The sequence below is a fragment of the Hymenobacter sp. UYP22 genome (genome assembly GCF_040547285.1).
In the GTDB taxonomy this organism is placed as follows: domain Bacteria; phylum Bacteroidota; class Bacteroidia; order Cytophagales; family Hymenobacteraceae; genus Hymenobacter.
Map to the genome: position 1 here is coordinate 433215 of NZ_JBEPPK010000002.1, position 23713 is coordinate 456927.

Consider the following 23713-nt stretch of genomic DNA (forward strand, 5'->3'; position numbering starts at 1 on the left):
CACGAGTCTACCAGTGGGGCTTTTAGCAACAACCCGTAATCAACTTACCTTTGTGCTATGATGCAGGATACCATTGCCCGCGTACGGGCGGAAATTGATGCCTTCGACCTTGCTACTGCCGAGCAGCTCGACCAGTTTCGCATTGCCTACACCGGCCGTAAAGGTCAGTTAGCCGACCTGTTTGATCAGCTTAAAACCGTACCCCAGGAAGACCGGCGGGCCGTGGGCCAGGAGCTTAACCAGCTGAAGCAGCTGGCCCAGGCCCGGTTTGAGCAGCGCCAGCAAGAGCTGGAAGCAGCCAGCTCCAACGCCCCCGCCGACCCGACCTTTGATTACACCCTGCCCACTGTACCCCAGGCCCTGGGCACCCGTCACCCGTTGAGTTTGGTGCGGGAAGAAATTGTGCGGATTCTGGCTCGGATCGGCTTTAATGTGGCCGAGGGACCCGAAATTGAGGACGACTGGCACAACTTCACCGCCCTAAACTTTCCCGAAAACCATCCTGCCCGCGACATGCAGGATACCTTTTTCGTGCACCGGGAGCCGGGCGAAGCCGAGTGGGTATTGCGCACCCACACCAGCCCCGTGCAGGTACGCGTGATGAAGTCGCAGAAACCGCCCATTCGCAGTATCATGCCGGGCCGGGTGTACCGCAACGAAGCTATTTCGGCTCGGGCCCACATGATGTTCCATCAGGTGGAGGCCTTGTTCGTGGATGAAAACGTGAGCTTCGCCGACCTGAAGCAGACAGTGTACTACTTCGTGCAGGAGTTGTTCGGTAGTGATATGCAGGTGCGGTTCCGGCCCTCGTTCTTTCCCTTCACCGAGCCTTCCGCAGAAATTGATATTACCTGCCTGATTTGCAAAGGCAAGGGCTGCAACATCTGCAAAGGCAGCGGCTGGGTTGAAATTGGCGGCTGCGGTATGGTAGACCCCGCCGTGCTTGAGCAGTCCGGCATCGACCCGGAGCGGTACTCGGGTTATGCCTGGGGTATGGGCATTGAGCGTATCACCATGCTCAAATATCAGATCAAAGACCTGCGCCTGTTCACGGAAAATGACACCCGCTTTCTGCGCCAGTTTGAAAGCGCGCAATAAGCACACTGTCTAGCCAAGGCACGCAAGCCGGTTGCAGAAGTTGACCTCCTGCAACCGGCTTGCGTTTTTCTGGACTCCTTGGCACCGCACTATTTCCGTTGCCTGCTCGTTTACTTGCCCGTACCCGTTTCCTGTTTCGTATGCTAGTATCATTCTCCCGCATCGGCCTGGCCTTAGCAGCTTTGGTTGTTACTGCTGGTATGTTCACGGCCTGCTCATCCTCGGGTGATGTACAGCCTCAGATTCCGCTAGCTGCCGTGAATGAAGTGCTTTTTCTGACGGATCAACAGAACAGCAACTTGCGCTTTGATAACGGGGCAGTATATGTGAAAGGTGGCGTGCGAGGCATTATTGTAGTGCGGCAGAACGCAAATACCTACCTGGCCTTCGAGCGGAATTGCCCCTACCAGCCGCAGGATACCTGCGCCCGGGTGAAAGTGGAGCCATTCCTGCGCCTCTATGACGCATGTTGCAACTCTCAATTTAGCTTGCAGGGCCAGCCCCAAGGAGGCCCTGCCTCCCGGGCCTTACGCCAATATTCAACTGCACTTTCCGGCAACACTTTGACAATCACCAATTAGTGAAATTGTCGTAAAAATTTCAAAACACATGTTTGGACCTTCGAAAACTTTGGTCTAATATTGCACCAGCAACGGCAGAAAACGCCGCCATAACCGCTTCCTTAGCTCAGCCGGTTAGAGCATCTGACTGTTAATCAGAGGGTCCCTGGTTCGAGCCCAGGAGGGAGCGCACAAGCCCGGTAGTAGACTTTACAATAGTCTGTTACCGGGCTTTTTTGCGTTTGTTTCTGCAGCGCGCAGTGCTATGGTAGGTAATGCTCCTAATGAAACAATGAGCCGCACGCTTACGGTTGCCTTCAAGTGATACACCCACTCCATTGAATTGGGGGAGACAGCAGGCTAACTGATTTCGTGACGACGGGCTGGTAAAGCTAACTTTTAACTTTTTTCCGGCTAACACAGTACGTACTAGTGGTACCGGGCTGTCCGGTGCTGCGTGTTCCTCTCTCCTGCCTTGCCATGAATACCTTTCGCTTCCCCGTTATTGGCGCTTTGCTGGTGCTGCTCACCTTCTCCCTTAGTAGCTGCGACGCCATTGCCACTGTTTTCAAAGCTGGTGCCTGGACGGGCATCATTGGTGTGTTTCTGGTGGTTCTGCTGGTATGGTTTGTCATCAACCGTTTCCGCCGCCCCTAATTTCTAGCCCATATAAACAGCAAAGGCCGCTTCCAATAGGTGAGCGGCCTTTGCTGTTTTAAAAAGTAATGGGTTACTGCTTCAGCAAGCGCAGCACGTTGGTTCCGGCTGCGGTGCGCAGGCGCACCAGGTATATACCTGCGGGCTGGTTCTCCAGGTGAATCTGCCCGTTCGCTCCCACAATTTGCACGGTTTTCCCAACTACGTTCAGCACTTCAGCCTGCGTGACACTGCCAGCCACGGGCACTTGTAGTTGAAAATGCCCGGTACCAGGGTTGGGGGTTATCCAGGCCTGTACGGAGCCGGCCGCCGCCGATACGGCCACGACCTGCGACAGAGTTTGCGTACCATCAGTATCTACCTGCCGCAACCGGTAGTAGGCCACTGTAGCCAGCGGCTGGGTATCGGTGAACCGGTAGTGTTGGCTGGTAGCGGTGGTACCCCGCCCGGCCACAGTGCCAACGGATTCAAACTTCTCACCATCCGCACTGCGCTCCACCACAAAACGGTCGTTGGCGAGTTCCTGGGCAGTCTGCCAGTTGCATACTACCGCTGAGCTGGCGCGCTGGGCCGAGAAGCCGACCAACTGTACGGGCAATGGCCCACCAACCCGCGAGGATACGGCGAAGGGCGAGAAGCTTTTGATACCGCCGCGACTAATGGAATATGTGGTTCCCCTATCGTTGGTAACTGCACCCGTGGTAGCTATACCAGGGTCCCACTGGTTGGTGGTAGTGCTGTAGTGCTCCAGTCGGGCTTGGGCAGGCGTAAAATTGGACATATGTGCAGAAGCGGGCCACTGCAGCTGCAAGGTTACATCGGAGTTGCCGGCTACTTCTTCTTCCACAAACCACGTCCGGGTTACGTTGCGGTTACGAGTGGCTACCCCATTGCCGTTGCGGCCCGTGTAGCTAGGAAACATTTCGTTCTTCACCTGTACGCTGAATACGTCTTCCGACCGATCAGCCGTCTGGGTTAGGAAAGCGGGGGTATACGTGGTGCCGGTGCCTACTGGGTACTTCACGGCAACGCCATCGGCCAACACCGTTTGCTTAAGGGTGCCCAAGCCGTCGGTACGGATAAAGGTATTGTTGTCGCCACCCAGTATTTTACCACCCCGGATAATTGTGAGGTCGTAGCCGCCCAGTGTGAGGTAGGAGGCGCCGCTCAGCGTGAGGTCACCGTTGATGATGGTGCTGCCGGTGAGCAGCTTCTCGCTGGTACCATCCACCACCAGGTTCCCGTAGTTCAGGCTGCTCAGCTCAGTCTTGCCGCCGTCGCGCACATATTTCACCGTGCTCTTGTTGGCTATGCGGCCCAGGGCGGGCACCTGCCCGCCGCCGCGCTGGATATCCAGGGTGGCATTATCCAGTACATCTATAGTTCCGGAAATGCCATTACCGCCGCCGTTCAGAATGAGCAAGTAGGCGGCCGTCGTGCCATCACCCACCACAATTTTAGAGTTTGTGCCACTTACCGTCCAGTTGGCCGCAATCCGGTCGTTCTTTACCTCAGAGAGGATGTAATAGGTGCGCCCGGCCGTGGTGAAGTTGTCAGGGGCAGTGCCCTTTCCATCCTTATTGGGTGCCCAGCTGGCCAGAGTATTCAGGTTGCCGGTGCCTCTGTAGTAGAACACATTGGTTTCGGGGGTTACCGTCACATCATCCACCGAAAGGCCGTTGCCGTTGGTATCGTTGTTCAACTCGTAGCGCCACCGCAGCATTATTTCGCTATTGGCGGCCAGGTTCACATCCTGAATGGTGTAGGTACGGGTCCGGCGGTTGGCCGAGGAATTGCCGTTCTTGTTGTCAATTACGGTAGCGGTAGAGGGGGCGTCCACGTTCAGGGTGGGCACATTCGTCCAAGTACCCGTGGTGGCCGAGGTGATGGCGCTGGTGCTGGTGCGGTAATCAAAGGAAACCTGAGCATCGTCCTGCCGGCCGGAGTTGTACCACTGCTCCATGGCGAAGGATACCCCCAGATTTTTGATGACGGCACCGGTGGTATTTTTGAAGCGCATGGCTACGTAGCCGGTGCCGGTAGTAGCAAAGGAAGCCACTCCCCCCAAGGCCCGGTCAGCGTCGCCGGAGGCTCCAAAATGATAGAAATTGGCAGTGGTAGTAGAGCCGTCGTTGGCGACGCAGGGCACATTCTGGTACGTACCGTACTGGATGTACACTCCGGGAATGGTTGAGTTACTGGAAAAGGTGGTTTTACCGGCCAGGGAGTTGAAGTTCTCGGTGTACGGGGCCACAGAGGCTAAATTGATTTGCCCGACGGCAGGCTGCACGAAGCCTAGCGTACCTAACGCCAGTAGAAAAGGGTAGAGTTGTTTCATAGCAAGAAAAAGGAGCAGAATTGGTATACCGCTGAAGTCCTATTCGAGAACAGCACCGCAAATCTACTGTATTCCTCTTTAACCTGCTATTAGTTAGCTTCACATCAAGTATATATAAACCACTAAATAAAAAAGGGCTTCTTCCGAAGCCCTTTTCACAATCAGCAAAACGCTGAAATATTCTATTTTTTACTTGGCATTGTACCCACAATATGGTCCCAGATAGTGGTGCTCACGCCAAATGCTACCTCATCTTGGCGGTAGTGGTGCATGGCGTGGTGGTGCCACCAGAATTTCAGGAAGTTTTTCGGGGGGGCGTATACGTGAATGGCGTAATGCACAAATAAATACAGCGCGTACCCAAACACAAAACCCGCCAGCACCCCAAAGCCTGCGTTACCCAGGGTAAAGCGGAAAATGAAGAACAGCAAGGAGGCTACGAACACCGTCAGGATGGGTGGCATGGCCAGACGGGTCTTATCCTTCGGAAACTCGTGGTGTACACCGTGCATGGTGTACTGAAACTTGGCCTTACCGGGCGTGTCCGTATTCATGTGGTAGAGAAACCGGTGCATCAGGTACTCGACCAGCGTGAACAGAAACCAGCCACCCAGAAACAGGCCAAACGCCGACAGCCCCGTCAGCAAGCCCCGGCTCAGGCTGTAGTACAGGCTCACGGCCGCCACGGCGAAGAAAATACTAAGTGGCCCCGCAATGTGCGTGTGCGTGAGACGCTCCAGCACAGGGTTTTCAAACAGTCGGGCCGAGCCTTTGTGCTTGGGCCTGATGGCTTCGGCAGGCTTAGCCGGCGTTACAACAGAACGGGTTTCCGGAATTTCGGAAGTTGAATTCATACCAGTACAGGAATGATGAAGACGCAAAAATACACACGCTCACGCAAATACCTGGCCCCACAGCTCCTCTATTACGCGGAGGCTTGGTACCGGGCCAGCATCTGCTGCACGGCTTCTACCGAGCAGGTAGGGGCCGTGCAGCGCAGCGGTGCACGGTCGTAGAACCGCTGACGAGCGGCCAAGGTTTCGTGGAGGCGGTTTTGTAGGGCCGCGGCATCGGGGAGGGCGGCTAGCAGCGGACGGGTGGCCGCCGCCGCCAGCAACCGGCGCGTGAGTTCCAGCACCGGCACGGCGAGATAAAGCGTGAGGCCGGTAGCCAACAGCACGTCCAGGTTATGGTGGTAGCAGGGAGTGCCGCCCCCGGTAGCCAGCACCACGCGCGGGTGCTCCGCTACCACGTCCCGCAGCACATCGGCCTCCCGCTGGCGGAAATACTCCTCCCCGTCCTGGGCAAATATTTCCGATACGCTCCGCTGCTCTCGGCGCACAATTTCCTCATCCAGGTCCAGGAAGGGCAGCTCGTTGGCCACCGCCAGCGCCCGGCCCAGGGTGGTTTTGCCCGCACCGGGCATGCCAATCAGGTAGAGGCGCATAGAGAAAATGTGTGGAGAATATGAGGAATGTAGGAGGGGATGTGACAAATGATAAGTGGCGAAAAAAGGGTGCATGTAATTCCCACATTCCTCACATTTTTCCCATTTCTCACATTACTTCCCGCGTTCATAAGTTACCCCAACTTCACGCGGGGGTCTAGCACGGCGTAGAGCACATCGACTACAATATTCACCACCACAAACAAGGCGGCAATGAAGATGGTAGCACCCATGACTACCGGAAAATCCAGATTCTCGACGGCGCGCAGGGTTACGGTGCCTAAGCCCTTCCAGTTGAAGATGTACTCAATAAAAAATGCCCCGGCCATCAAGGAAGCCAGCCACCCCGACACGGCCGTGATAACCGGGTTCAGCGCGTTTTTGAGGGCGTGCCCCAGCACAGTACGGTAACCTGACAGACCCTTGGCCCGAGCGGTGCGGATATAGTCCTGGCTCATTACATCGAGCATGGAGGAGCGGGTGAGCTGCACGATAACCGCCAGGGGCCGTACGCCCAGCGCAAAGGCCGGCAGCAACAGGTTTTTCAGCACCAGATGGCGACCAGTGAACGGGTCGGTTTCGAAGAGTTGGCCGGTGAGGTTGAGGCCCGTCCAGCGGCTCCAGTAAAACCCGAATGTCATGGCAATGAGAATGGCGGCCACGAAAGACGGCACCGAAATACCCAGCACCGAGGTAGACACCAGCACCCTATCGAGCCAGGAGTGGGGCCGCAGGGCCGCCAGCATTCCCAGCCCGATGCCCACCACTGCCGCCAGCAGCATAGCCGCCAACGCCAGCCAGAGCGTGCCGGTAAAGTGGTCGAGCAATATATCCAGCACCTCCTTGTTGCTTTGGAAAGAGCGGCGCAGGTAGGGCGTTTTCAGCACCAGGGCCTTCTCCGCGCCCAACGGCAGCACTTGCAGGCCGCCGTATTTCGCCACTCCGGCTGAGTCGCGCGGGTGCACGCCTACCGGCGACACATCATTGAGGTAGCCCAGCAGCTGTACCGGCAGCGGCTGGTCGAGGCCTAGGTCCTGGGCAATGGCGGCGCGGGTAGCGGCATCGGAGCGTTGGCCGGCCAGCAGGGCTACCGGGTCGCCGGGCAGCACCTGAAACAGAAAAAACACCGTGAGAGCCACGCCCAGCAGCACCAGCGCGCCCTGCCACAACCGACTGAGGATAAAACCAATCATTGGTTTTTGGTTAATGGTTTTTTGTTTTTCGCACTAGCTTTCTGCCGACAATCTGCTTTATCAGGCAGCTTAAAAGTCAAAAAACAAAAAACCAGTAACGAGAAACCAGTCTAGAGCAGTTCTTCCAGCTTACTGGTTTCCGGGATGTCGTGGTAGTGGTACTTGCCTTTCACGGTGCCATCCTGGAGCAGAATAAAGCCGGGGTTGGAGCGAATCATGGATTTGAGCACTGTGGCATCGGCGAAGTAGTAGGTGCCGGGTAGGTTCACATCGTGGCGGAAGGCATCAAACTCCTGGGGGCTGCTGCTGGTGACGATGAGCGGCTGAATCTGCTTGCGCGACTTGGCAGCTTCCGTCATCAGCTTGTTGATATCCTTGAACCGGTCCCGGTCGGCCGACTGGGTGCTCTGCACGATGAGCAGCAGCTTGTTGCCTTTCAGAATATCCTGGGTGTGGTCGGTGCCGTCGGCGTCGAAGATGGAGAAGTCGGTAATGACCGGCTTGCTCACGTCGGGGTTCAGCACTTCCATACTCTTGTATTTCCAGGTGGAGTCGGTGGGGTATTCGGCAAAGGTTTTGGATTCGCCGTTGCGCTCCATCACGTACTGATACTTGGCCTGTTCCTGGGGCTTCATCAGCTTGGGAATGTTATTGCCCATCTTGTAGGGCAGAAAATCGAAGTAAGGCAAATGGCCCAGTGCCCGCACCCCAATACCCACCGCTACCGCTGAGGCAATGGTGATGTACATGACGCCGGTAGTACCTTTGGCAAACACGCGGCGCAGATAGCGCTGGTTCAGGAATACTACCACCCAGAGAGCCAGCAGTACCATGTCCTTGGTAAATGAGGCCCAGGGTGTGAGCTTGATAAAGTCGCCGAAGCAGCCACAGTCGGTTACCTTGTTGAAGGCGGCTGAGTAGAAGGTGAGGAACCCAAAGAACACCAGCAGGGCCAGCAGTACCCACAGGGTTTTGCGCAGCATCCAGCGCAGCAGCAAGGCCACGCCCAGCACCACTTCCAGGGAGCTAAGCACCAAACTGAGCGTGCGGGAATGCGGCACGAACACGCTGAAGAAGGAGCCGAAGTCCTTGGCAAATACCTCAAAGTATTCTTCCAGCTTCAGGGCCGTGCCGATGGGGTCGTTGAGCTTCACGAGGCCCGAGAAGATAAACACGATGCCCAGCAGCAGCCAGCAGATGCGGGTGAGTAGTTTCATGAACGGCGGTGAGTAACGAGAGTAGCGGCGTAGCGGAGGAAATGCTCGGTTACGCCCGGCCTACATGGAGAGTACAGGTTGAAATGAATGCGCTGAGGCTACTACGCAAATGTATGGTCGGAAGCTACTTACTCCGCTATTCGGCGGCTACCTTACTCATCCCAAGTCCCATTTTTATCAGTACGAACACGGCGTAGTTTAGCATGTCGCGGTAATTGGCTTCCACGCCTTCCGAAACCCGGGTGAGGCCGCCCAAATCCTCAATCTGCTTAGTGCGGTGCAGCTTCATCAGGATAATGTCGGTGATGCTTTCAATGCGCATCTGCCGCCAGGCCTCGCCATAGTCATGGTTTTTGGCGAAGAGCAGCTGGCGGTTTTCCTCCACCTGCGCATCGTAGGCCTCGGCCACGGCGGCGGGCTCCAGCTCCAGCGGAGCATCGGCGGGCAGGCGCAGCTGCATCAGGGCAATAACACAGTAGTTGATGATGGCTACAAACTCCTCCTCCACGCCATCGGCCACCAGCTGGGTACCTTTCTCCTGGATGCTGCGGATGCGCTGGGCCTTGATGTAAATCTGGTCGGTAACGGAGGGCAGCCGCAGGATGCGCCAGGCCGTGCCGTAGTCGTGGGTTTTGGCCAGAAACAGCGTCCGGCACTGGGCAATTACCCGGTTATACTCAAGCTGGGTTTGATTCTCCAAGTTTTTGCGGCTATTTTGTTGCTCTTCGCCCTTTTATCATGCTGAGCGCAGCCGAAGCATCTCTACCGAGGGTAGTCAATGCTACTGCACCGAAGCGGTAGAGATGCTTCGGCTGCGCTCAGCATGACGGCCTTTCCTAATATTTACTGCCATGTTCCAGGCCCCGCAAGATACGTGCTTTTCCCCGAGGCTGACGCTACGCTGCCCCGGCGGACGGGTGCTGGATTTGCGCCGCCCGCAGGTGATGGGCATCCTGAACCTGACTCCCGATTCGTTTTACCAAGGCAGCCGCGTAGCCTCCGAGGATGAGCTGCTGCAGCGGGCCGGCCGTATGCTGGAGGCCGGCGCGGCCATCTTGGATTTGGGCGCCTACTCCACCCGCCCCGGCGCCGAAGATATTGCAGTGGAAGAGGAAAAGCGCCGCCTGCTGCCCGCCGTGGCCGCCCTGCGCCAAGCCTTCCCGCAGGCCTTCATTTCCGTGGATACCTTTCGGGCCGAGGTGGCCGCCGCGGCCGTAGCCGCCGGGGCCGACATCCTCAACGACGTGAGCGGGGGCCAGCTGGACCCCGAGATGCTGCCCACCGCCGGCCGCCTGGGAGTGCCCTACATCCTGATGCACATGCGCGGCACGCCCGCCACTATGACCCAGCTCACCCACTACGAGGGCGACCTAGTGCTGGAGCTGGTGCGCTACTTCCGGGATAAGCTCACGGAGCTGCGCCAGCATGGTGTGACCGACGTAGTGCTGGATCCCGGCTTCGGGTTTGCCAAAACGCCGGTTCAGGGCCACGAACTGCTGCGGCGGCTGCGGGAGCTGCACATTCTAGGCTTGCCGATACTCGCCGGCCTTTCGCGCAAAAGTATGGTGTACAAGCCCCTGGGCCTCACGCCTGAGGCCGCCCTGGCCGGCACCGTGAGCGTAAACACCATGGCCGTGCTGAACGGGGCCCGCCTGTTGCGCGTACACGATGTGGCGGAAGCGGCGCAAACCATTCAACTGGTACTCAATACTTTTCCTGACCTTTTCCCGTGATAGGCTCCTTCGGCATCGGCTTCCTGCGCATTGGCTGGATAGACGTCGTGGACGTGCTATTGGTCACGGTATTGTTTTATCAGCTCTACAAACTGCTGACCGGCAGCGTGGCCCTGAAGGTCTTTCTGGGCTTCATGTCCCTGTACCTGTTTTACCTGGTGGTGAAGGCGGCTGGCATGGAGCTGCTCACCAGCATTTTGGGGCAGTTTATGAGTGTGGGCGTACTGGCCGGCATCATTCTGTTTCAGCAGGAAATTCGACGGTTTTTGCTGAACGTAGGCAAGGCTACCAGCTTCGGCAACCGCCTGCGCATGTTTTCCTGGCGGCGGGAGCCCCAGCAGGAGCGCATGAACATCACCCCGTTTATTGAGGCCGCCAAAAGCCTGGCCAGCAAGCAAACCGGGGCTCTGATTGCCTTCAGCATGGCCTCCGACCTGAAGTTCTTCGCCGACTCCGGCGACCTACTGGATGCCGCCGTGAGCAAGCGTCTGCTCCTGAGCATCTTCAACAAAACCAGCCCCCTGCACGACGGAGCCGTGATTATCAGCAACGGCCGCATCAAAGCGGCGCGCTGCATTCTGCCCGTGAGCGAAAACCCCGATGTGCCGGCGGCCCTGGGCCTGCGCCACCGCGCCGCCATCGGCCTCACTGAGGTAACTGACGCCATTGTGCTGGTAGTGAGCGAGGAAACCAGCCAGATTTCATTGGTGCGGGGCGGGGAAGTATTCCGCAACCTGGCCCCCGCCGACCTGCGCGCCCGCCTCAACGAATTCCTGTTCGATATGGCTCCCAAACCGGCTGCGGCTGGTGCTACGAAGGAAGTAGCGGCGTAAACAAGCCCTATAGCAACCCCATGGCCCGGACTACGACTGAACAATGCCCTTTATGTTTTAGCCCATTAGAAGTGCGCCTATGCGCTCCTTGTGACGACTGTGGCAGTATGGTACCACTTGAGTTGGAACACCTACAGGCGAGCCGGCACTCGTACATCACCTACTCAGTTTACCAGGGACTAAGCCTCACGCTGTGTGACTTCTGTACTGTGGACTTTAGTAGTTACATTCCCAAATACTTTGGTTTCAAGAAGAGCGAAAGGCTACAGTTCGAAAACTTTGAGTATATAGCCAAGCTGAATCAGCCGACCGCATTACTCGATAAAGTTTGTCCGACCTGTAACCATAAACTAAGGTTTCTACGCTTTGTACAGGCTATGCGAGACCTGAATCAATAAAAAGCAGAGGCCCCACAATCTTGATTGTGGGGCCTCTGCTTTTGGAATGACACCTCTGAATTACGGCGTGTTCGTCACTACCTGGCCGCCTTCGGGTTGGGCCGCGCTCCGGTCCTTGAGGGTGCCTAACTCCTGGCCTACTTCAATAAACGCCTGAATAGCCTTGTCGATGTGGGCGCGGGTGTGGGCGGCGCTTAGCTGCACGCGGATGCGGGCCTGGCCTTTGGGCACTACGGGGAAGTAGAAGCCCACCACGTAGATACCCTTATCGAGCATTTTGGCGGCGAATTCCTGGGCCAGCTTGGCATCGTAGAGCATCACGGGCACGATGGGGTGCTCCCCGGGCTTGATGTCGAAGCCGGCGGCCGTCATCTTCTCGCGGAAGTATTTGGTATTTTCTTCGAGCTGGTCACGGAGCTGAGTGCTTTCCGTGAGCAACTCCAGTACCCGCAGACTAGCACCCACAATGGCGGGCGCGAGGGTGTTGCTGAACAGGTAAGGGCGGCTGCGCTGGCGCAGCATGTCGATGATTTCCTTACGGCCCGAAGTGAAGCCGCCCATGGCCCCGCCCAGCGCCTTGCCCAGCGTGCCGGTGATGATATCCACGCGGCCCAGCACGTTGCGGTACTCGTGGGTGCCCCGGCCAGTTTTGCCCAGGAAGCCCATCGAGTGGCACTCGTCAATCATCACCAGGGCCTCGTACTTATCGGCTAGGTCGCAGATTTTGTCGAGTTGGGCGATGGTGCCGTCCATGCTGAACGAACCATCCGTGACGATGATGCGGTGGCGGGTACCTTTGGCCTGGGCGTCCTGGAGCTGCTTTTCCAGGTCGGCCATGTCGTTGTGATTGTAGCGGTAGCGCTGGGCCTTGCACAGGCGCACGCCATCAATGATGCTGGCGTGGTTCAGCGCGTCGGAAATAATAGCGTCTTGCTCGTTGAATAAGGGCTCGAACACCCCGCCGTTAGCATCAAAGGCGGCCGCGTACAGAATGGTATCCTCGGTGCCCAGGAACTCGGCCAGCTTGGCTTCCAGCTGCTTATGAATATCCTGGGTACCGCAGATGAAGCGCACCGACGACATGCCGTAGCCGTGGGTGTCAATGGCCTCCTTGGCGGCCTTCACCACCTCGGGGTGCGAGGACAGGCCCAGGTAGTTGTTGGCGCAGAAGTTGAGCACCTCCCCCGCTTCCTGCGTTTCAATTTCGGCGCCCTGGGGGGAGGTTATTACCCGCTCTTTCTTGTAGAGGCCGGCTTCTTTGATTTCCTGGAGCTGCTGCTGCAGGTCGGGCTGAAGGGTGGTGTACATCGGTGAGGTTGTGAGTTAGTAACTTGGTGAGTGGGAGGTTGCGTGGCAAAGGTAAACCGTTTCACCCCACCCCCGGCCCCTCCCCTCCGGGAGAGGGGTGCGTTCAAAGACCTATTGGACTCGCGTCTGGCACCCCTCTCCCGGAGGGGAGGGGCCGGGGGTGGGGTCACCGCCCGAAAAACGCCTGCACGCCGCGCCGGCCGCTGGCCATCAGGCGCTGCTTGTCGGCGTCGGGCATGCGCTTGATTTTGGGGGCGAAGCCTTCGGTGTTGATGCTGATAGTACGGGGCCAGTCCTGGGCGCGGGTGGGGTTGAGGGTTTCCTCGGTGAGGTTGTACAGGGCCCCGATATAGCTGGAAAAGCCGTTGATATCATAAGGGGCTAGTTCCTGGCGGCCGGTGGGCAGCGTGTCGCAGGCAATCTGCTCGGCCCGGTCTAGGCGCAGGCCCAGGGTTTCGGGGTTGTAGACGTGGCCGCTAGCATCGGGGGTGGTGGAGGCCGAGAGTTGGGCTGGCAGGTAGCGCGGGTGGTCGAACAGCTCCACGGGGTAATTGGCCAGCAGCCCCCCATCTACCAGCACCTGCACGGGCTGACCTTTTTGGGGCTTGCCCTGGATGACGTTGCCCCGCGCATCGAGCAGTACGGCCCGGAAGTAGAGTGGGATACTCATGCTGATGCGCACGGCATCGGCCACGCGCATGCTGGGGTTGGTTTCGTAGCTGAACACCTGCACGCGCTGCTGGGTAAGGTTGGTGCCGGTGGTGTATAGGTCGCGGAAGCGGCCGGGCTGCTGCTGGGCCAGCTGGTGCAGCTCCAGCAGCGTGAGGTTAGGGCGGTTGGTTTTGCGGGCTACCAGCTGCAGCATGTGCTGGGTGAGGGCGTCGCCGCGGTACCAGCCAAACTGCTTGGTGAGGCGGTGGCTGCCCCCGATAAACAGGAACCGCCCATCGTTGAAACGCTGAATAGGCGTGTTGTTCACTACGGCGGTAATTTCCTGGGGCGAGTAGCCCACGGCCAGCAGCGCCGCCTGAATGGCTCCGGCCGAGGTGCCGCCCACCCGCTGCAAACCAGCCAGCACACCCTGCTTTTCCAGCTCCTCCAGGGCCCCGCCGTAGGCTACGCCCCGGATGCCGCCGCCCTCCATCACCAGGTTGCGGTACACCGGTCGCGCCACCGGCTGAGCAGTTACCGGCCCAATTTGCAGTAGTAACCCACTCAACATCAGCAGAAACCAATAGCGCATAGCTTTCAAAAAAGGAGAATAACCCGTGGAGCCCAAAGATACCAGGTGCGGTGCGTTTGCCCTGCATTCTGGGGGACTACCGAAAGCCCTCTGGCCCCGTATCTTTGCATTCCTCTACCACCCTTTTTTCTTCACCACCCTCCCGAATGGCTACATCCAGCACTTCCGCCGCTACTACCTCCGGCGACACCATCCTCGTTATTGGCGCCGGCGGACAGCTGGGCCTGGAGCTGACCCACGAGCTGCGCCAGCTGTACGGGGCCTCCAACGTGGTAGCCGCCGACGTGCGCCCCCCCCAGGATGCCGAAACCGCCCAGGCCGGCCCCTTCGAGCTGCTGGATGTGCTGGATAAAAACCGCCTGGAAGAAGTGATGCGCCAGTACAAGCCCAAGCAGGTGTATCACTTGGCGGCGCTGCTCTCGGCCACGGCCGAGAAGAACCCTAAGTTTGGCTGGCAGCTGAACATGGACGGGCTGTTTCACGTGCTGGACGCAGCCGTGGCCTTGGGCGTGAAGCAGGTATACTGGCCCAGCAGCATAGCCGTGTTCGGGCCCGATACCCCCCGCCACAACACGCCCCAGCTCACCATCATGAACCCTAACACGGTGTACGGCATCAGCAAGCTGGCCGGGGAGCAGTGGTGCGAGTGGTACTTCCGCAAGCACGGCCTGGATGTGCGCAGCCTGCGCTACCCCGGCCTCATCGGCTACAAGAGCCTGCCCGGCGGCGGCACCACCGACTACGCCGTGGACATCTACCACAAAGCCGTGGCCGGCGAGAACTTCGAGTGCTTCCTCAAGGAGGACACTTACCTGCCCATGATGTACATGCCCGACGCGCTAAAAGCCACCCTGGACCTGATGCACGCCCCCGCCGACAACATTAAGGTGCGCAGCTCCTACAACCTGGGCGCCATGAGCTTCAGCCCCGAGGAAATTACCGCCAGCATCCAGCGCCACTACCCCGATTTCCAGGTAACCTACCAGCCCGACCAGCGCCAGCAGATTGCCGACTCCTGGCCCGCCAGCATCGACGACAGCAAGGCCCGCCAGGACTGGAACTGGCAGCCCCAGTTCACGCTGGATAAAATGACCGACGACATGCTGCTGCATTTGAAGGAAGCCGTGGTGCTGAAGTAGTATGGGCGTTATGGGCTTCTTGGTTGGACTGGCCCTTAATGCCGGCGCTGTTTACCTGATATATTGGTTTTTTCGTACCATTATCCGGCGCTACTACGGCAACGTGCGTTCTGCCAATCCATTTCAGGCCGGCTGGGCACAGTTGCTGGACCAGTATGAAAGCTCGCATGGCATGTTGCGCATGGTCCCATTCTACGCCCTTATTGGGGGGATATGGTACAACGATGTACTGCAGATTGGCTTTGATGCGCAGGATGTCGTCATCCGCAACAACATGGGATTTTCTTCCCTGGTCAGAATCCCGTACAGCCATATTGAATTGCTGCAGCAACCAGAGCCATTTAAGGCAACTTCCCTGAGCGAAACCGAATACACACCCGGTTTATTTCAGGTCGGTATGGTTGAAGTTGGCCTGGATGCGTATTGGACTGAGCAATTCCTGCAACGTATGGCCGCAGCCGATATTTCTGCCACTTCCTGATTCCTGGTCTTGGCCAAAAACGAAAACGCCCTACCTCTCCGGTGGGGCGTTTTCGTTTTTGGCTGCCCCGGCCAACCTCCGGGCAAGCCGTGCGTTTCTGAGCAAGAACCGATACCGCCCTCCCCATGATTGTCAACTACGTGCCTACCGGCTGGCAGATTATCTACCAGCAAGCTCATGCGCTACTGGCGGCGCAGCTGCTGCATCAGTGGCCCGCGTTTTTGCCCCCCGACCGGTGGGTGGGCCTGCTGGCCGCCGCCGCCCAGCACGATGATGAGCAGGCCGACTGGACCGGGCACTACGGCCTCACGCCCGCCGGGGCCCCAGCCAACTTCACCATGAAGGAATTTTCCCTGGAGCAGGCCACCCGCCTGATGCGCGCCGCTCGCTTTCAGGGGCGCTGGCGGAGCTTGCTTACCAGTCTGCACCTGAGCACGCTGTACGAGAGTCTGCGGGGTCAGAAGGCGGAAATTGACAGCTTCCTGGATGAGCAGCTAGCCTGCCAGAAAACCTGGCGGCGCGAGTTGAAGCTCAAAAAGGCCGAGGCCGACCAAGCTTATACGCTCCTGCACTGGTGCGACCGGCTCAGCCTGATTTTGTGCCGTCAGGAGCTACCGGAAATGGGCCGGGCCCTGGAAATTTATCACGGCCCCAATGGCCGCCGCTACGAGGTACTGCGCCCGGCCGAGGCCGGCCCCGTGCAGGTACAGCCCTGGCCCTTCCGCGAAACGCATTTTTCGGTAAGCGTGGAGGCTACGGTGCTGGCTCAGCTGCAGTTTCGGGATGATGAGGAGCTGGCCCAGGCCCTGCGCAAAGCCCCCATTGAAACCCTGCGCTGGGACCTGCAAAAGTAAGGGCCGCCGCCATTGGCCAACCCAAACGCGCGGAAGTTCTGTCGAGCTCAACCAAACGCCACGCCTACCCAGCCCGTACTAGCAGCAACCTTTCGCCCCCGAATCCCGCGCCCATGGCTACGCATTACAAGCTTTCCGACGTCCTGAACATCCTCAAGATGACGGCCAGCGAATTTATGACCAACAACTCCCTGCGGCACGCGGCGGCGTTGTCGTACTACACTATTTTTTCGCTGCCCCCGCTACTCATCATCGTCATTACCACGGCCAGCACGGTATTCGGTACCGAGGCTATTACCGGCCAGGTGTACGCCCAGATGAAGGGCCTGGTGGGGCCCGACGCGGCGAAGTTCATGCAGGACAGCATCAACGAATTTAATAAGCAGGAACGGAGCGGGTTTGCCGCCGTCATTGGGGTTGGAACGCTTATTTTCGCGGCTACTACCTTTTTCGTAACACTGCAAGAAAGCATCAACGACATCTGGAACCTGAAGGTGAAGCCGCGCAACGGCATCTGGCAGTTCGTGCGTGACCGGCTCCTGTCGTTTGGCCTGATTTTGAGCGTGGCCCTGCTCCTGCTCATTTCGTTTGTTATCAGCGCCACGCTCTCCTTCTTCACCGATTACTTGCAGCGGCTGATGCCGGAAATAACGGTATTCCTGCTCAAGCTCATTGATTTCAGCCTTTCCCTGTTCATTACTTCCCTGCTGTTTGCCCTTATCTACCGCTTCCTGCCCGATGCCATTATCCGCTGGCGCGACGTGGGGGTGGGTGCGTTTATCACGGCGCTGCTGTTCATGCTGGGCAAGTACCTGATTGCGTTTTACATTGCCCAAGCCAATCCAGGCTCCACCTTCGGGGCGGCGGGCTCGGCCATTATTCTGCTGGTATGGGTAAACTATTCGGCCCTCATCATTTTTTTCGGGGCCGAGTTTACCCAGGAATTTGCTGATGCCTTTGGGCAACGGGTACAGCCTAAAGCCCACGCCGTGCGCATTGAAACCCGGGAGGTGCCCGAGGGGGAAAGCCACGAGGAAATTGCCACCGGCCGCCCCCGCGCCAAGGGCCGCTGGAAAGCGTAAAGTCATTTTTTCACTACCCTAGTTCACATAAAAAGGCTTGCTGTAGGCATACAGCAAGCCTTTTTTGTGCTATGAGGTGCATCATTGCCTCAGCTGAAAAGCCTGAATTCTGCGTGTTTTATTTGGCTATACTCTTTGCTAACTGTATAGATAAAACGGTATGTTAGAGCTTCTCTTTTCTCCTCCCTATTTTTATGTTTCGGGCATCAAAAACCATGCTTACCCTCCTGCTTGGTGTGGTCAGTAGTTCCATTTACGCACAACAATCCACTAGCCGTACATATGTTGTCAGCCCAGTAGTTGGCCCAACCATTGACCGCCAGGAAAAAATTACTTTCGGCCTTTTTCCGTACTACAGCGCCGATAATTTTACAGAGGCCCGGTTTGAACAAAGTCAGAGCTCTGATAGCACTGTAACGCTTATTACCCAGTTCCGCGACGGCCGTTCCGTATTGCGGCCGTTTACGAAAGCCGAACTTGCTGCCATCCGCGAAACCATTGAGGTGCGCGTCCGGGAACTTGGGCTGGCGGCGGTTTCTGGCACCACTGCAGCTAGTACCGGAGCTGTTGCTGCGCAGGGGCCCGCCGAAATAGTAGGGCAATCCTACTCTGTAGAACTGGTTTCCGGCACTTCCTTTGTTGGAATACTGGTTGAGAGTCGGCCGACTGAGTTAGTGTTTCAAACTAAAGATCTTGGTCAGATAACTATTCAGCGAGCTACCATTCGGCAATTCTCACAGTTATCCGCCAGCCAGGTTCAGCGAGGCTATGATCCTGTGGGTAATGGAACCCGCCTCTTTTTTGGCCCTACCGCGCGCAACCTCCGCAAGGGCGAGGGATACGTTCAGAACATTGACATCATTTTGCTAGGTGCCAACTATGGTATAACCGATAACTTTTCGGTGGGCGTGCTTTTTCCACTTATTCCTGGGCTAGGAGCCAACTTTTTGGCTGTAACGCCCAAGGTGAGCATCCCTGTCGCGGAGAAGTTTAATGTGGGAGCCGGAGTACTGTATGCCCGCGCTTTTGGCTTCGGAACCGATGGCGGCGGAGCTGGTATCGGGTATGGTGTAGCCACCTACGGCACTGCCGATAACAATGCTACGCTGGGGTTAGGCTATGGCTTCGCGGGCGAAAGCTCTGAAACCACTCCGATAGTGATGCTCGGTGGTAGTACCCGCATCTCCCGCCGTTTCTCTTTGCTGAACGAAACCTATTTTTACGACGGGGGCTTCGCTGGCTTAATTGGTACGCGCGTAGCGGCCAGCCGCATCAGTGGCAGCTTAGGGTTTATCTATGGTACTGAGATAGGCTCCATCTACCCAGCCTATGCAGAAGTAGCTTACCGCTTTGGGCGAATTAAATAACCTAATACACGGCTAGGCCATTAAGACAGAAAGCGCGGCAACCAGAGTTGGTCGCCGCGCTTTCTGTCTTAATGGCTTGGTTTTTACACCGATTCTGCCTTCTCTTTCACGGCTAGCTGCCCGCAAGCGGCGTCAATATCCTTGCCCCGGGAGCGGCGGATGTTGGTTTGCACGCCCCGGTCGGCCAGGTACTTGTGGAAGGCCGTGAGCTTATCGTCGGCGGTGTTGATGTAGTCGGCGTTTTCGATGGGGTTGTACTCGATCAGGTTCACCTTGCAGGGTATCCACTTCGAAATCTGGAACAGTTCCTCCGCGTCCTGCAACGTGTCGTTGAAGCTCTCGAATACGATGTACTCATACGTCACCTTGCGGCCCGTTACCTGGTGGTAGTGCTGGAGCGCATCCTTGAGCGAAGCCAGGGAGTTGGCTTCGTTGATGGGCATGATTTCGTTGCGCTTGGCATCGTTGGGCGCGTGCAGGCTCAAGGCCAGGTTGGCCTTCACGCCGTCGTCGGCCAGCTTCTTGATCATCTTGGCAATGCCGGCGGTACTCACCGTGATGCGGCGCGGGGCCATGTTCAGGCCGTCGGGGGCGGTGATGCGCTCAATGCTTTTTACCACGTTGGCGTAGTTCAGCAGCGGCTCACCCATGCCCATGTACACAATGTTGGTAAGCGGCGTGCCGTACTGGGCCTCGCACTGCTCCCGAATGCGTACTACCTGGTCGTAGATTTCGGCCGCATCGAGGTTACGCTTGCGGTCCATATAGCCGGTAGCGCAAAACTTGCAGGTGAGCGAGCAGCCCACCTGGGAGCTGATGCAGGCCGTCATGCGGGTATCGTGCGGAATGAGCACGCCCTCCACAATGTTGCCATCATAGAGGCGGAAGGCCGATTTGATGGTGCCGTCGTTGCTGAGCTGGTGGTTTTGTACCTGCACCCCGTTGATAACAAAGTGCCGGGCCAGCAGCTCCCGGGTGGCCAGGCTGATGTTGTTCATCTCCTCGAAGGTGCCGGCCGTGTTTTTCCACAGCCACTCCAGCACCTGCTTGGCACGGAAGGGCTTCTCGCCGTGCTCCACCATAAAGGCCTTGAGCTCGTCGGGGGTGAGTTTGCGGATGTCGCGCTTGGAAACTACGGGCAAATCAATCATCATACTGCAAAGATACAACACCGGCCGCCGAAGCCCTACGCTTCAAGCCGGGAACGTGCCTCAACCCGCTGAGAATGAAAAAAGTGCCGGGTGGTGAGTCGTGAGTTAGTGAAGTGGTGACTTAGTGCGTTTTCTGTTCGGCAGTATCTATCCCAAGCAGTTCCAGACGACCAACCAACTCGCTAAATCACTAATTCACTGATTCACCGCTCCGCAGGCGGGCGGCGGCTTCGGCTGGTAATTCGGTGAGCTTGCGGGCGGTGTAGTCGAAGCAGAGCATGCCGGTTTTGGCGCGGGCAATGGGGCGGCCGGTGGTGGTCTGCACCTGATACACCACGTCGAAGCCGTACTTGTGCAGGTCGGTAGCGGCCATTTGCACCCGCAGCACGTCCCCGTAAAACCCCTCGCCCTTGTACTCCACCGCCAAATCGGCCATGATGAGGCCCTGCTTGGTAGCCGGGTCGAATTCGGTAAGCTCCATCTCCCGCAGAAACTGCACCCGGGCCTCGTGCAACAGACTAATCAGGGCGTCATTGCCGAGGTGGGCGCCGTAGTTCAGGTCGGTGATGCGCAGGGGCAACTCCACCGTCACGGAGAAGGATTCGGGCAGGGCAATCTTAATTCGGGCCATGAGCAGCAGTTGGATGAAATGCCCGGCAAGGTACACCCAACAACGGCAGCGGGTTTACACCAAATCCGGCGTATATTGGGCTATAGTGCCCGGCCAGTATGCGGGCACCGATGCCGTAGATTCCGGCCTGTATTACTTCTGCTTTTATGACGACGCCCCACGTCGAAGTGCGTGCTACGGCCGATGGCTCCAGCACCCTTTTTGTTCCTGCCCTGAATGAGCATTACCATAGTACTCACGGCGCCGTGCAGGAGGCCCGACACGTGTACCTGGCCGCTGGGCTGGAGTCGGCCCTGGAAGCGGCCACGGAGCCGGTGTGGGTGCTGGAAATTGGCTTCGGTACCGGCCTGAACGCCTTACTGACCCTGGAACGCAGCCACTCAGCCCCCCAACCGGTATTCTACGATACCATTGAAAAGCACCCGCTGCCCTGGGAAATAGTGGGCCAACTGGGCACGGAGAACTACCTCCACGACCCAGAGCTGCTGGACTATCAGCAGCAGCTGCACGCCGCCGCCTGGGGCCGGCCGGTGGCCCTGACGCCGCACTTTGTGCTGATGAAAATGGCCGGGGAGCTCCAGACCACGCCCCTGCCTAACGATACCTACCACGTTATCTATTTTGATGCCTTCGCCCCCGAGAAGCAGCCTGATATGTGGACGGACGAGGTGTTTCAGCAGCTGTACGCGGCGGCGGCCCCGGGGGGCTGCCTGGTCAGCTACTGCGCCAAAGGCTCGTTCAAGCGGAGCCTGCTGGCGGCCGGTTGGCTGGTGGAGAAAATACCCGGCCCGCCTGGCAAGCGCGAAATGACCCGGGCCTGGAAGCGTAGCTAAGCCAGCTGCCCCAACCTGATTTTCCGCTTATTGCAACCGCTGCTTTACATGCCCCGCCGAAGATTCCGCCTTTTCATTGCCTGCCCCAAGTGCAACTGGCAGCCCGCCGGGGGCGAGGAGTGGCAGTGCAGCTGCGGCCATACCTGGGACACGTTTTCTACGGCGGGCCAATGCCCAAACTGCCGGCACCAATGGCAGTATACGCAGTGCCTGGGCTGCTTTTGCACCTCCGGGCACGCGGCGTGGTACCGCCAGCCTAACTCGGCCAGTAGCTGGTACATTATCAGTCCTAACTAATCTGGCGCTAGCTTAATTTCCGGCATCCTGCGTAAGTTGCCCGCCCTATGAGCCGAAAACTACTGGAAACCGACGGGCGCGAGTGGGTGCAGAAAGGCCTCATTTCGGAAGCGCAGCGGGAGCAGCTGCTGGCGCTTTACCCCACCGATGCCACCGCCGTGGGCTTGTTGCCTTTGCTGGGCAGCCTGCTGGTAGGCCTGAGCGCGCTGAGTATTGTGGCGGCCAACTGGCAGGGCTTGCCCGAGCTGGTGCGCCTGGCACTGCTGCTCGGGGCCTTGTGCGCCGCGTACGCCGGGGGCGAATATTTCCGGCGGCGCGGCAACCTGAGTTTGGGTATGGGGCTGGTGGCGCTGGGCCTCGTGCTGTTCGGGGCCAGCATCGTGCTTACCAGTCAATTGTACCAGCTTATCGGGTATGATCTGACGGGGCTGCTGGCTTGGGCCGTGGCGGGCATGGGGCTCACCTGGCTTTACCGCAGCCGCCTGCTGTTTCTGATGACGGCCGTAATCAGTGGCATTGTGCAGGGCTACAACACCGGGCAACTGGGCGCGTTCAGCTACCTCACGGCCGTGGGCACGGCGCTGGGCCTGGGCTACTACTGGTGGCGCCGCCCCGATGCCCTGTTGGGTGGGGTGCTGGCCACGGGCTTATTGTGGCAGGCGGCGCTGCTCATCAACCATTTGCACGTCAAAATCACCTGGTTTTTTATCCCGGCCATGCTGGTGTATACTCTCGGCGACTGGCAGCCCAACCGGCCGGCTGGCCGCGCCTTGCAGGGCCCGCCGTTGGTAGCGGCCTTTCTGTTTACACTGGGTCTGGCTTTATTCGGGGAGTCGGATATCTACGCTGGGCAGCTGCGGGCCCCTATGGTGCCCTACGTGGCAGCTTTGGCCGGCGTAGCCGTGTTATCGGCGGTGGGCAAGCAGCAGCGGGGCCGGCTGGGTAGCCTCACCGATTGGCTACTGCTGCTGCCCGGCTTTTACTTTACCGGCGGCCTGCCGCTGGCCGTGGCTACGCTGGTGGTGCTGTACGCCTACTCTGGCTCGGTGCTGGTGCGGGCCCACCAGGAGCAGAACCCCGACCGGGTGACACTGGGTACTGTGCTGTTCATTCTTACCACAGCCGTGGCCTACTTCAAGCTCACCTGGGGCTTCATGGATAAGTCGTTGTTTTTCCTGCTGGGCGGCTTGCTGCTGCTGGGTATCTGGTGGGGACTACGCCGCCGGGCCGCCCGCACGTTTGCCGGCTCCACTCCTCCCCAGCCATGATACCGAAAACTCCTTTCTCTAGCCCCCTGCCTGAGCTGCCCGAGCCCAAGCGCCGCCGCTGGCTGCAGTGGCTGGTGGCGGCCCAGGTGCTGTTTGTGCTGGGCGTGGCGGCAGCGGGCTACGCCACCGCCGCCCTGGGCCGTACCCTCTGGCTCAGCACCCAGCCCGTTGACCCCCGCGACCTGCTGTACGGCGACTACCTGAACCTACGCTACCAAATCAACGAGCTGCCGGGGCAGCTGTGGCGGGGCAGCACGCCCCCCCGCCGCCAGCAGGCCGCCTACGTGCTACTGGCCCCGGCCGCTGATGGCACCTACGCGGCTACAGCCATCTACCCGGAGCGCCCGGCTACTCAAGGGTCACAGGTAGTGTTGCGCGGGTCGGTGCAGGCCGTGTGGCGGCGCGGCGTGCGCCTGCGCTACGGCCTGGAGCGGTACTACGTGCCCGAAACGATGAGCCGGCAGCTACGCCAGCGCCGGGCTATGCGCGTGCAAATCAGCGTGGCACCCTGGGGGCAGGCCCGCATCATCAAACTGGAGACCACTGCCCGGCAATAACAAGCAGATTCGCGGGCAAGCTGCTGAT

At 58.6% G+C, this 23713-nt stretch carries 23 protein-coding genes and 1 tRNA gene; 14 read left to right on the forward strand and 10 right to left on the reverse strand.

Annotated features, from left to right (window positions below):
- The first annotated feature begins 60 nt into the window (after nt 1–60).
- The 4 genes from pheS (at nt 61) to ABIB60_RS05250 (ending at nt 2315) form a co-directional block, all read left to right on the forward strand.
- Nucleotides 61–1098 carry a phenylalanine--tRNA ligase subunit alpha gene (gene pheS, locus ABIB60_RS05235; RefSeq protein WP_354578487.1) on the forward strand — a complete coding sequence of 346 codons (1038 nt, stop codon included), beginning with the start codon at nt 61–63 and terminating at the stop codon, nt 1096–1098.
- Between the two features lie 140 nt (nt 1099–1238).
- The gene (locus tag ABIB60_RS05240; protein ID WP_354578211.1) at nt 1239–1679 is read left to right on the forward strand and encodes a Rieske (2Fe-2S) protein; all 441 of its coding nucleotides are present in this window, start codon (nt 1239–1241) and stop codon (nt 1677–1679) included.
- A 95-nt stretch (nt 1680–1774) separates the two neighbouring features.
- Nucleotides 1775–1848: transfer RNA gene (locus tag ABIB60_RS05245), tRNA-Asn, on the forward strand.
- 290 nt (nt 1849–2138) lie between these two features.
- Nucleotides 2139–2315, forward strand: coding sequence for a hypothetical protein (locus ABIB60_RS05250; RefSeq protein WP_354578213.1), 177 nt, complete (start codon nt 2139–2141; stop codon nt 2313–2315).
- A 73-nt stretch (nt 2316–2388) separates the two neighbouring features.
- On the opposite strand, the gene ABIB60_RS05255 is transcribed toward ABIB60_RS05250, so the two are convergent.
- The 6 genes from ABIB60_RS05255 to ABIB60_RS05280 form a co-directional block, all read right to left on the reverse strand.
- A complete protein-coding gene (locus ABIB60_RS05255; protein WP_354578214.1) occupies nt 2389–4653 on the reverse strand; it encodes a T9SS type A sorting domain-containing protein in 2265 nt (754 codons plus the stop codon).
- A 182-nt stretch (nt 4654–4835) separates the two neighbouring features.
- Nucleotides 4836–5507, reverse strand: coding sequence for a sterol desaturase family protein (locus ABIB60_RS05260; RefSeq protein ID WP_315997263.1), 672 nt, complete (start codon nt 5505–5507; stop codon nt 4836–4838).
- A gap of 71 nt (nt 5508–5578) precedes the next feature.
- Nucleotides 5579–6100 (reverse strand): shikimate kinase, encoded by a 522-nt coding sequence (locus tag ABIB60_RS05265; protein WP_354578216.1) that lies wholly within the window; start codon nt 6098–6100, stop codon nt 5579–5581.
- Between the two features lie 134 nt (nt 6101–6234).
- A complete protein-coding gene (locus tag ABIB60_RS05270) occupies nt 6235–7293 on the reverse strand; it encodes an ABC transporter permease (protein ID WP_354578217.1) in 1059 nt (352 codons plus the stop codon).
- A 110-nt stretch (nt 7294–7403) separates the two neighbouring features.
- On the reverse strand, nt 7404–8510 hold the full coding sequence (locus ABIB60_RS05275) for a BT_3928 family protein (RefSeq protein ID WP_354578218.1): 1107 nt from the start codon (nt 8508–8510) through the stop codon (nt 7404–7406).
- Between the two features lie 136 nt (nt 8511–8646).
- A complete protein-coding gene (locus tag ABIB60_RS05280) occupies nt 8647–9210 on the reverse strand; it encodes a DUF1599 domain-containing protein (RefSeq protein WP_354578219.1) in 564 nt (187 codons plus the stop codon).
- A 151-nt stretch (nt 9211–9361) separates the two neighbouring features.
- Between ABIB60_RS05280 and folP the strand changes: the two genes are divergently transcribed.
- Both folP and cdaA read left to right on the forward strand, forming a co-directional pair.
- Nucleotides 9362–10243: a dihydropteroate synthase gene (gene folP / locus ABIB60_RS05285; RefSeq protein WP_354578221.1), complete on the forward strand. Its 882-nt coding sequence runs from the start codon at nt 9362–9364 to the stop codon at nt 10241–10243.
- Entirely contained in the window at nt 10240–11076 is an 837-nt protein-coding gene (cdaA, locus tag ABIB60_RS05290) for a diadenylate cyclase CdaA (RefSeq protein ID WP_354578222.1), read from the forward strand. Before folP ends, cdaA begins: the two co-directional genes overlap by 4 nt.
- Before the next feature lie 458 nt (nt 11077–11534).
- Here the strand turns inward: cdaA and kbl are convergent, their stop codons facing one another.
- Nucleotides 11535–12782, reverse strand: coding sequence for a glycine C-acetyltransferase (gene kbl, locus ABIB60_RS05295; protein ID WP_354578223.1), 1248 nt, complete (start codon nt 12780–12782; stop codon nt 11535–11537).
- Nucleotides 12783–12948: 166 nt separating this feature from the next.
- Nucleotides 12949–14025: a patatin-like phospholipase family protein gene (locus ABIB60_RS05300; RefSeq protein ID WP_354578225.1), complete on the reverse strand. Its 1077-nt coding sequence runs from the start codon at nt 14023–14025 to the stop codon at nt 12949–12951.
- A gap of 146 nt (nt 14026–14171) precedes the next feature.
- On the opposite strand from ABIB60_RS05300, the gene ABIB60_RS05305 reads away from it, so the two are divergent.
- The 5 genes from ABIB60_RS05305 (at nt 14172) to ABIB60_RS05325 (ending at nt 18948) form a co-directional block, all read left to right on the forward strand.
- On the forward strand, nt 14172–15164 hold the full coding sequence (locus ABIB60_RS05305) for an NAD-dependent epimerase/dehydratase family protein (RefSeq protein ID WP_354578227.1): 993 nt from the start codon (nt 14172–14174) through the stop codon (nt 15162–15164).
- Between the two features lie 10 nt (nt 15165–15174).
- A complete protein-coding gene (locus ABIB60_RS05310) occupies nt 15175–15645 on the forward strand; it encodes a hypothetical protein (protein ID WP_354578228.1) in 471 nt (156 codons plus the stop codon).
- A 125-nt stretch (nt 15646–15770) separates the two neighbouring features.
- Nucleotides 15771–16499, forward strand: coding sequence for a DUF3891 family protein (locus tag ABIB60_RS05315; protein ID WP_354578229.1), 729 nt, complete (start codon nt 15771–15773; stop codon nt 16497–16499).
- A gap of 113 nt (nt 16500–16612) precedes the next feature.
- Entirely contained in the window at nt 16613–17581 is a 969-nt protein-coding gene (locus ABIB60_RS05320; RefSeq protein ID WP_354578231.1) for a YihY/virulence factor BrkB family protein, read from the forward strand.
- 215 nt (nt 17582–17796) lie between these two features.
- Nucleotides 17797–18948, forward strand: coding sequence for a hypothetical protein (locus ABIB60_RS05325; protein WP_354578233.1), 1152 nt, complete (start codon nt 17797–17799; stop codon nt 18946–18948).
- Nucleotides 18949–19031: 83 nt separating this feature from the next.
- Here ABIB60_RS05325 and rlmN read toward each other — a convergent pair whose 3' ends face one another.
- Nucleotides 19032–20099 carry a dual-specificity RNA methyltransferase RlmN gene (gene rlmN / locus ABIB60_RS05330; RefSeq protein WP_502915105.1) on the reverse strand — a complete coding sequence of 356 codons (1068 nt, stop codon included), beginning with the start codon at nt 20097–20099 and terminating at the stop codon, nt 19032–19034.
- A 190-nt stretch (nt 20100–20289) separates the two neighbouring features.
- Nucleotides 20290–20730, reverse strand: a complete 441-nt coding sequence (locus ABIB60_RS05335; RefSeq protein WP_354578236.1) for a thioesterase family protein — start codon at nt 20728–20730, stop codon at nt 20290–20292.
- Nucleotides 20731–20876: 146 nt separating this feature from the next.
- Between ABIB60_RS05335 and mnmC2 the strand changes: the two genes are divergently transcribed.
- From mnmC2 to ABIB60_RS05350, 3 genes are all read left to right on the forward strand, one after another.
- Nucleotides 20877–21563 carry a tRNA (5-methylaminomethyl-2-thiouridine)(34)-methyltransferase MnmC2 gene (gene mnmC2 / locus ABIB60_RS05340; RefSeq protein WP_354578237.1) on the forward strand — a complete coding sequence of 229 codons (687 nt, stop codon included), beginning with the start codon at nt 20877–20879 and terminating at the stop codon, nt 21561–21563.
- Nucleotides 21564–21907: 344 nt separating this feature from the next.
- Nucleotides 21908–23128 carry a DUF2157 domain-containing protein gene (locus ABIB60_RS05345; RefSeq protein WP_354578238.1) on the forward strand — a complete coding sequence of 407 codons (1221 nt, stop codon included), beginning with the start codon at nt 21908–21910 and terminating at the stop codon, nt 23126–23128.
- On the forward strand, nt 23125–23685 hold the full coding sequence (locus tag ABIB60_RS05350; protein ID WP_354578239.1) for a GDYXXLXY domain-containing protein: 561 nt from the start codon (nt 23125–23127) through the stop codon (nt 23683–23685). The genes ABIB60_RS05345 and ABIB60_RS05350 overlap by 4 nt, the downstream gene beginning before the upstream one ends.
- The last annotated feature ends 28 nt before the right edge of the window (nt 23686–23713 follow it).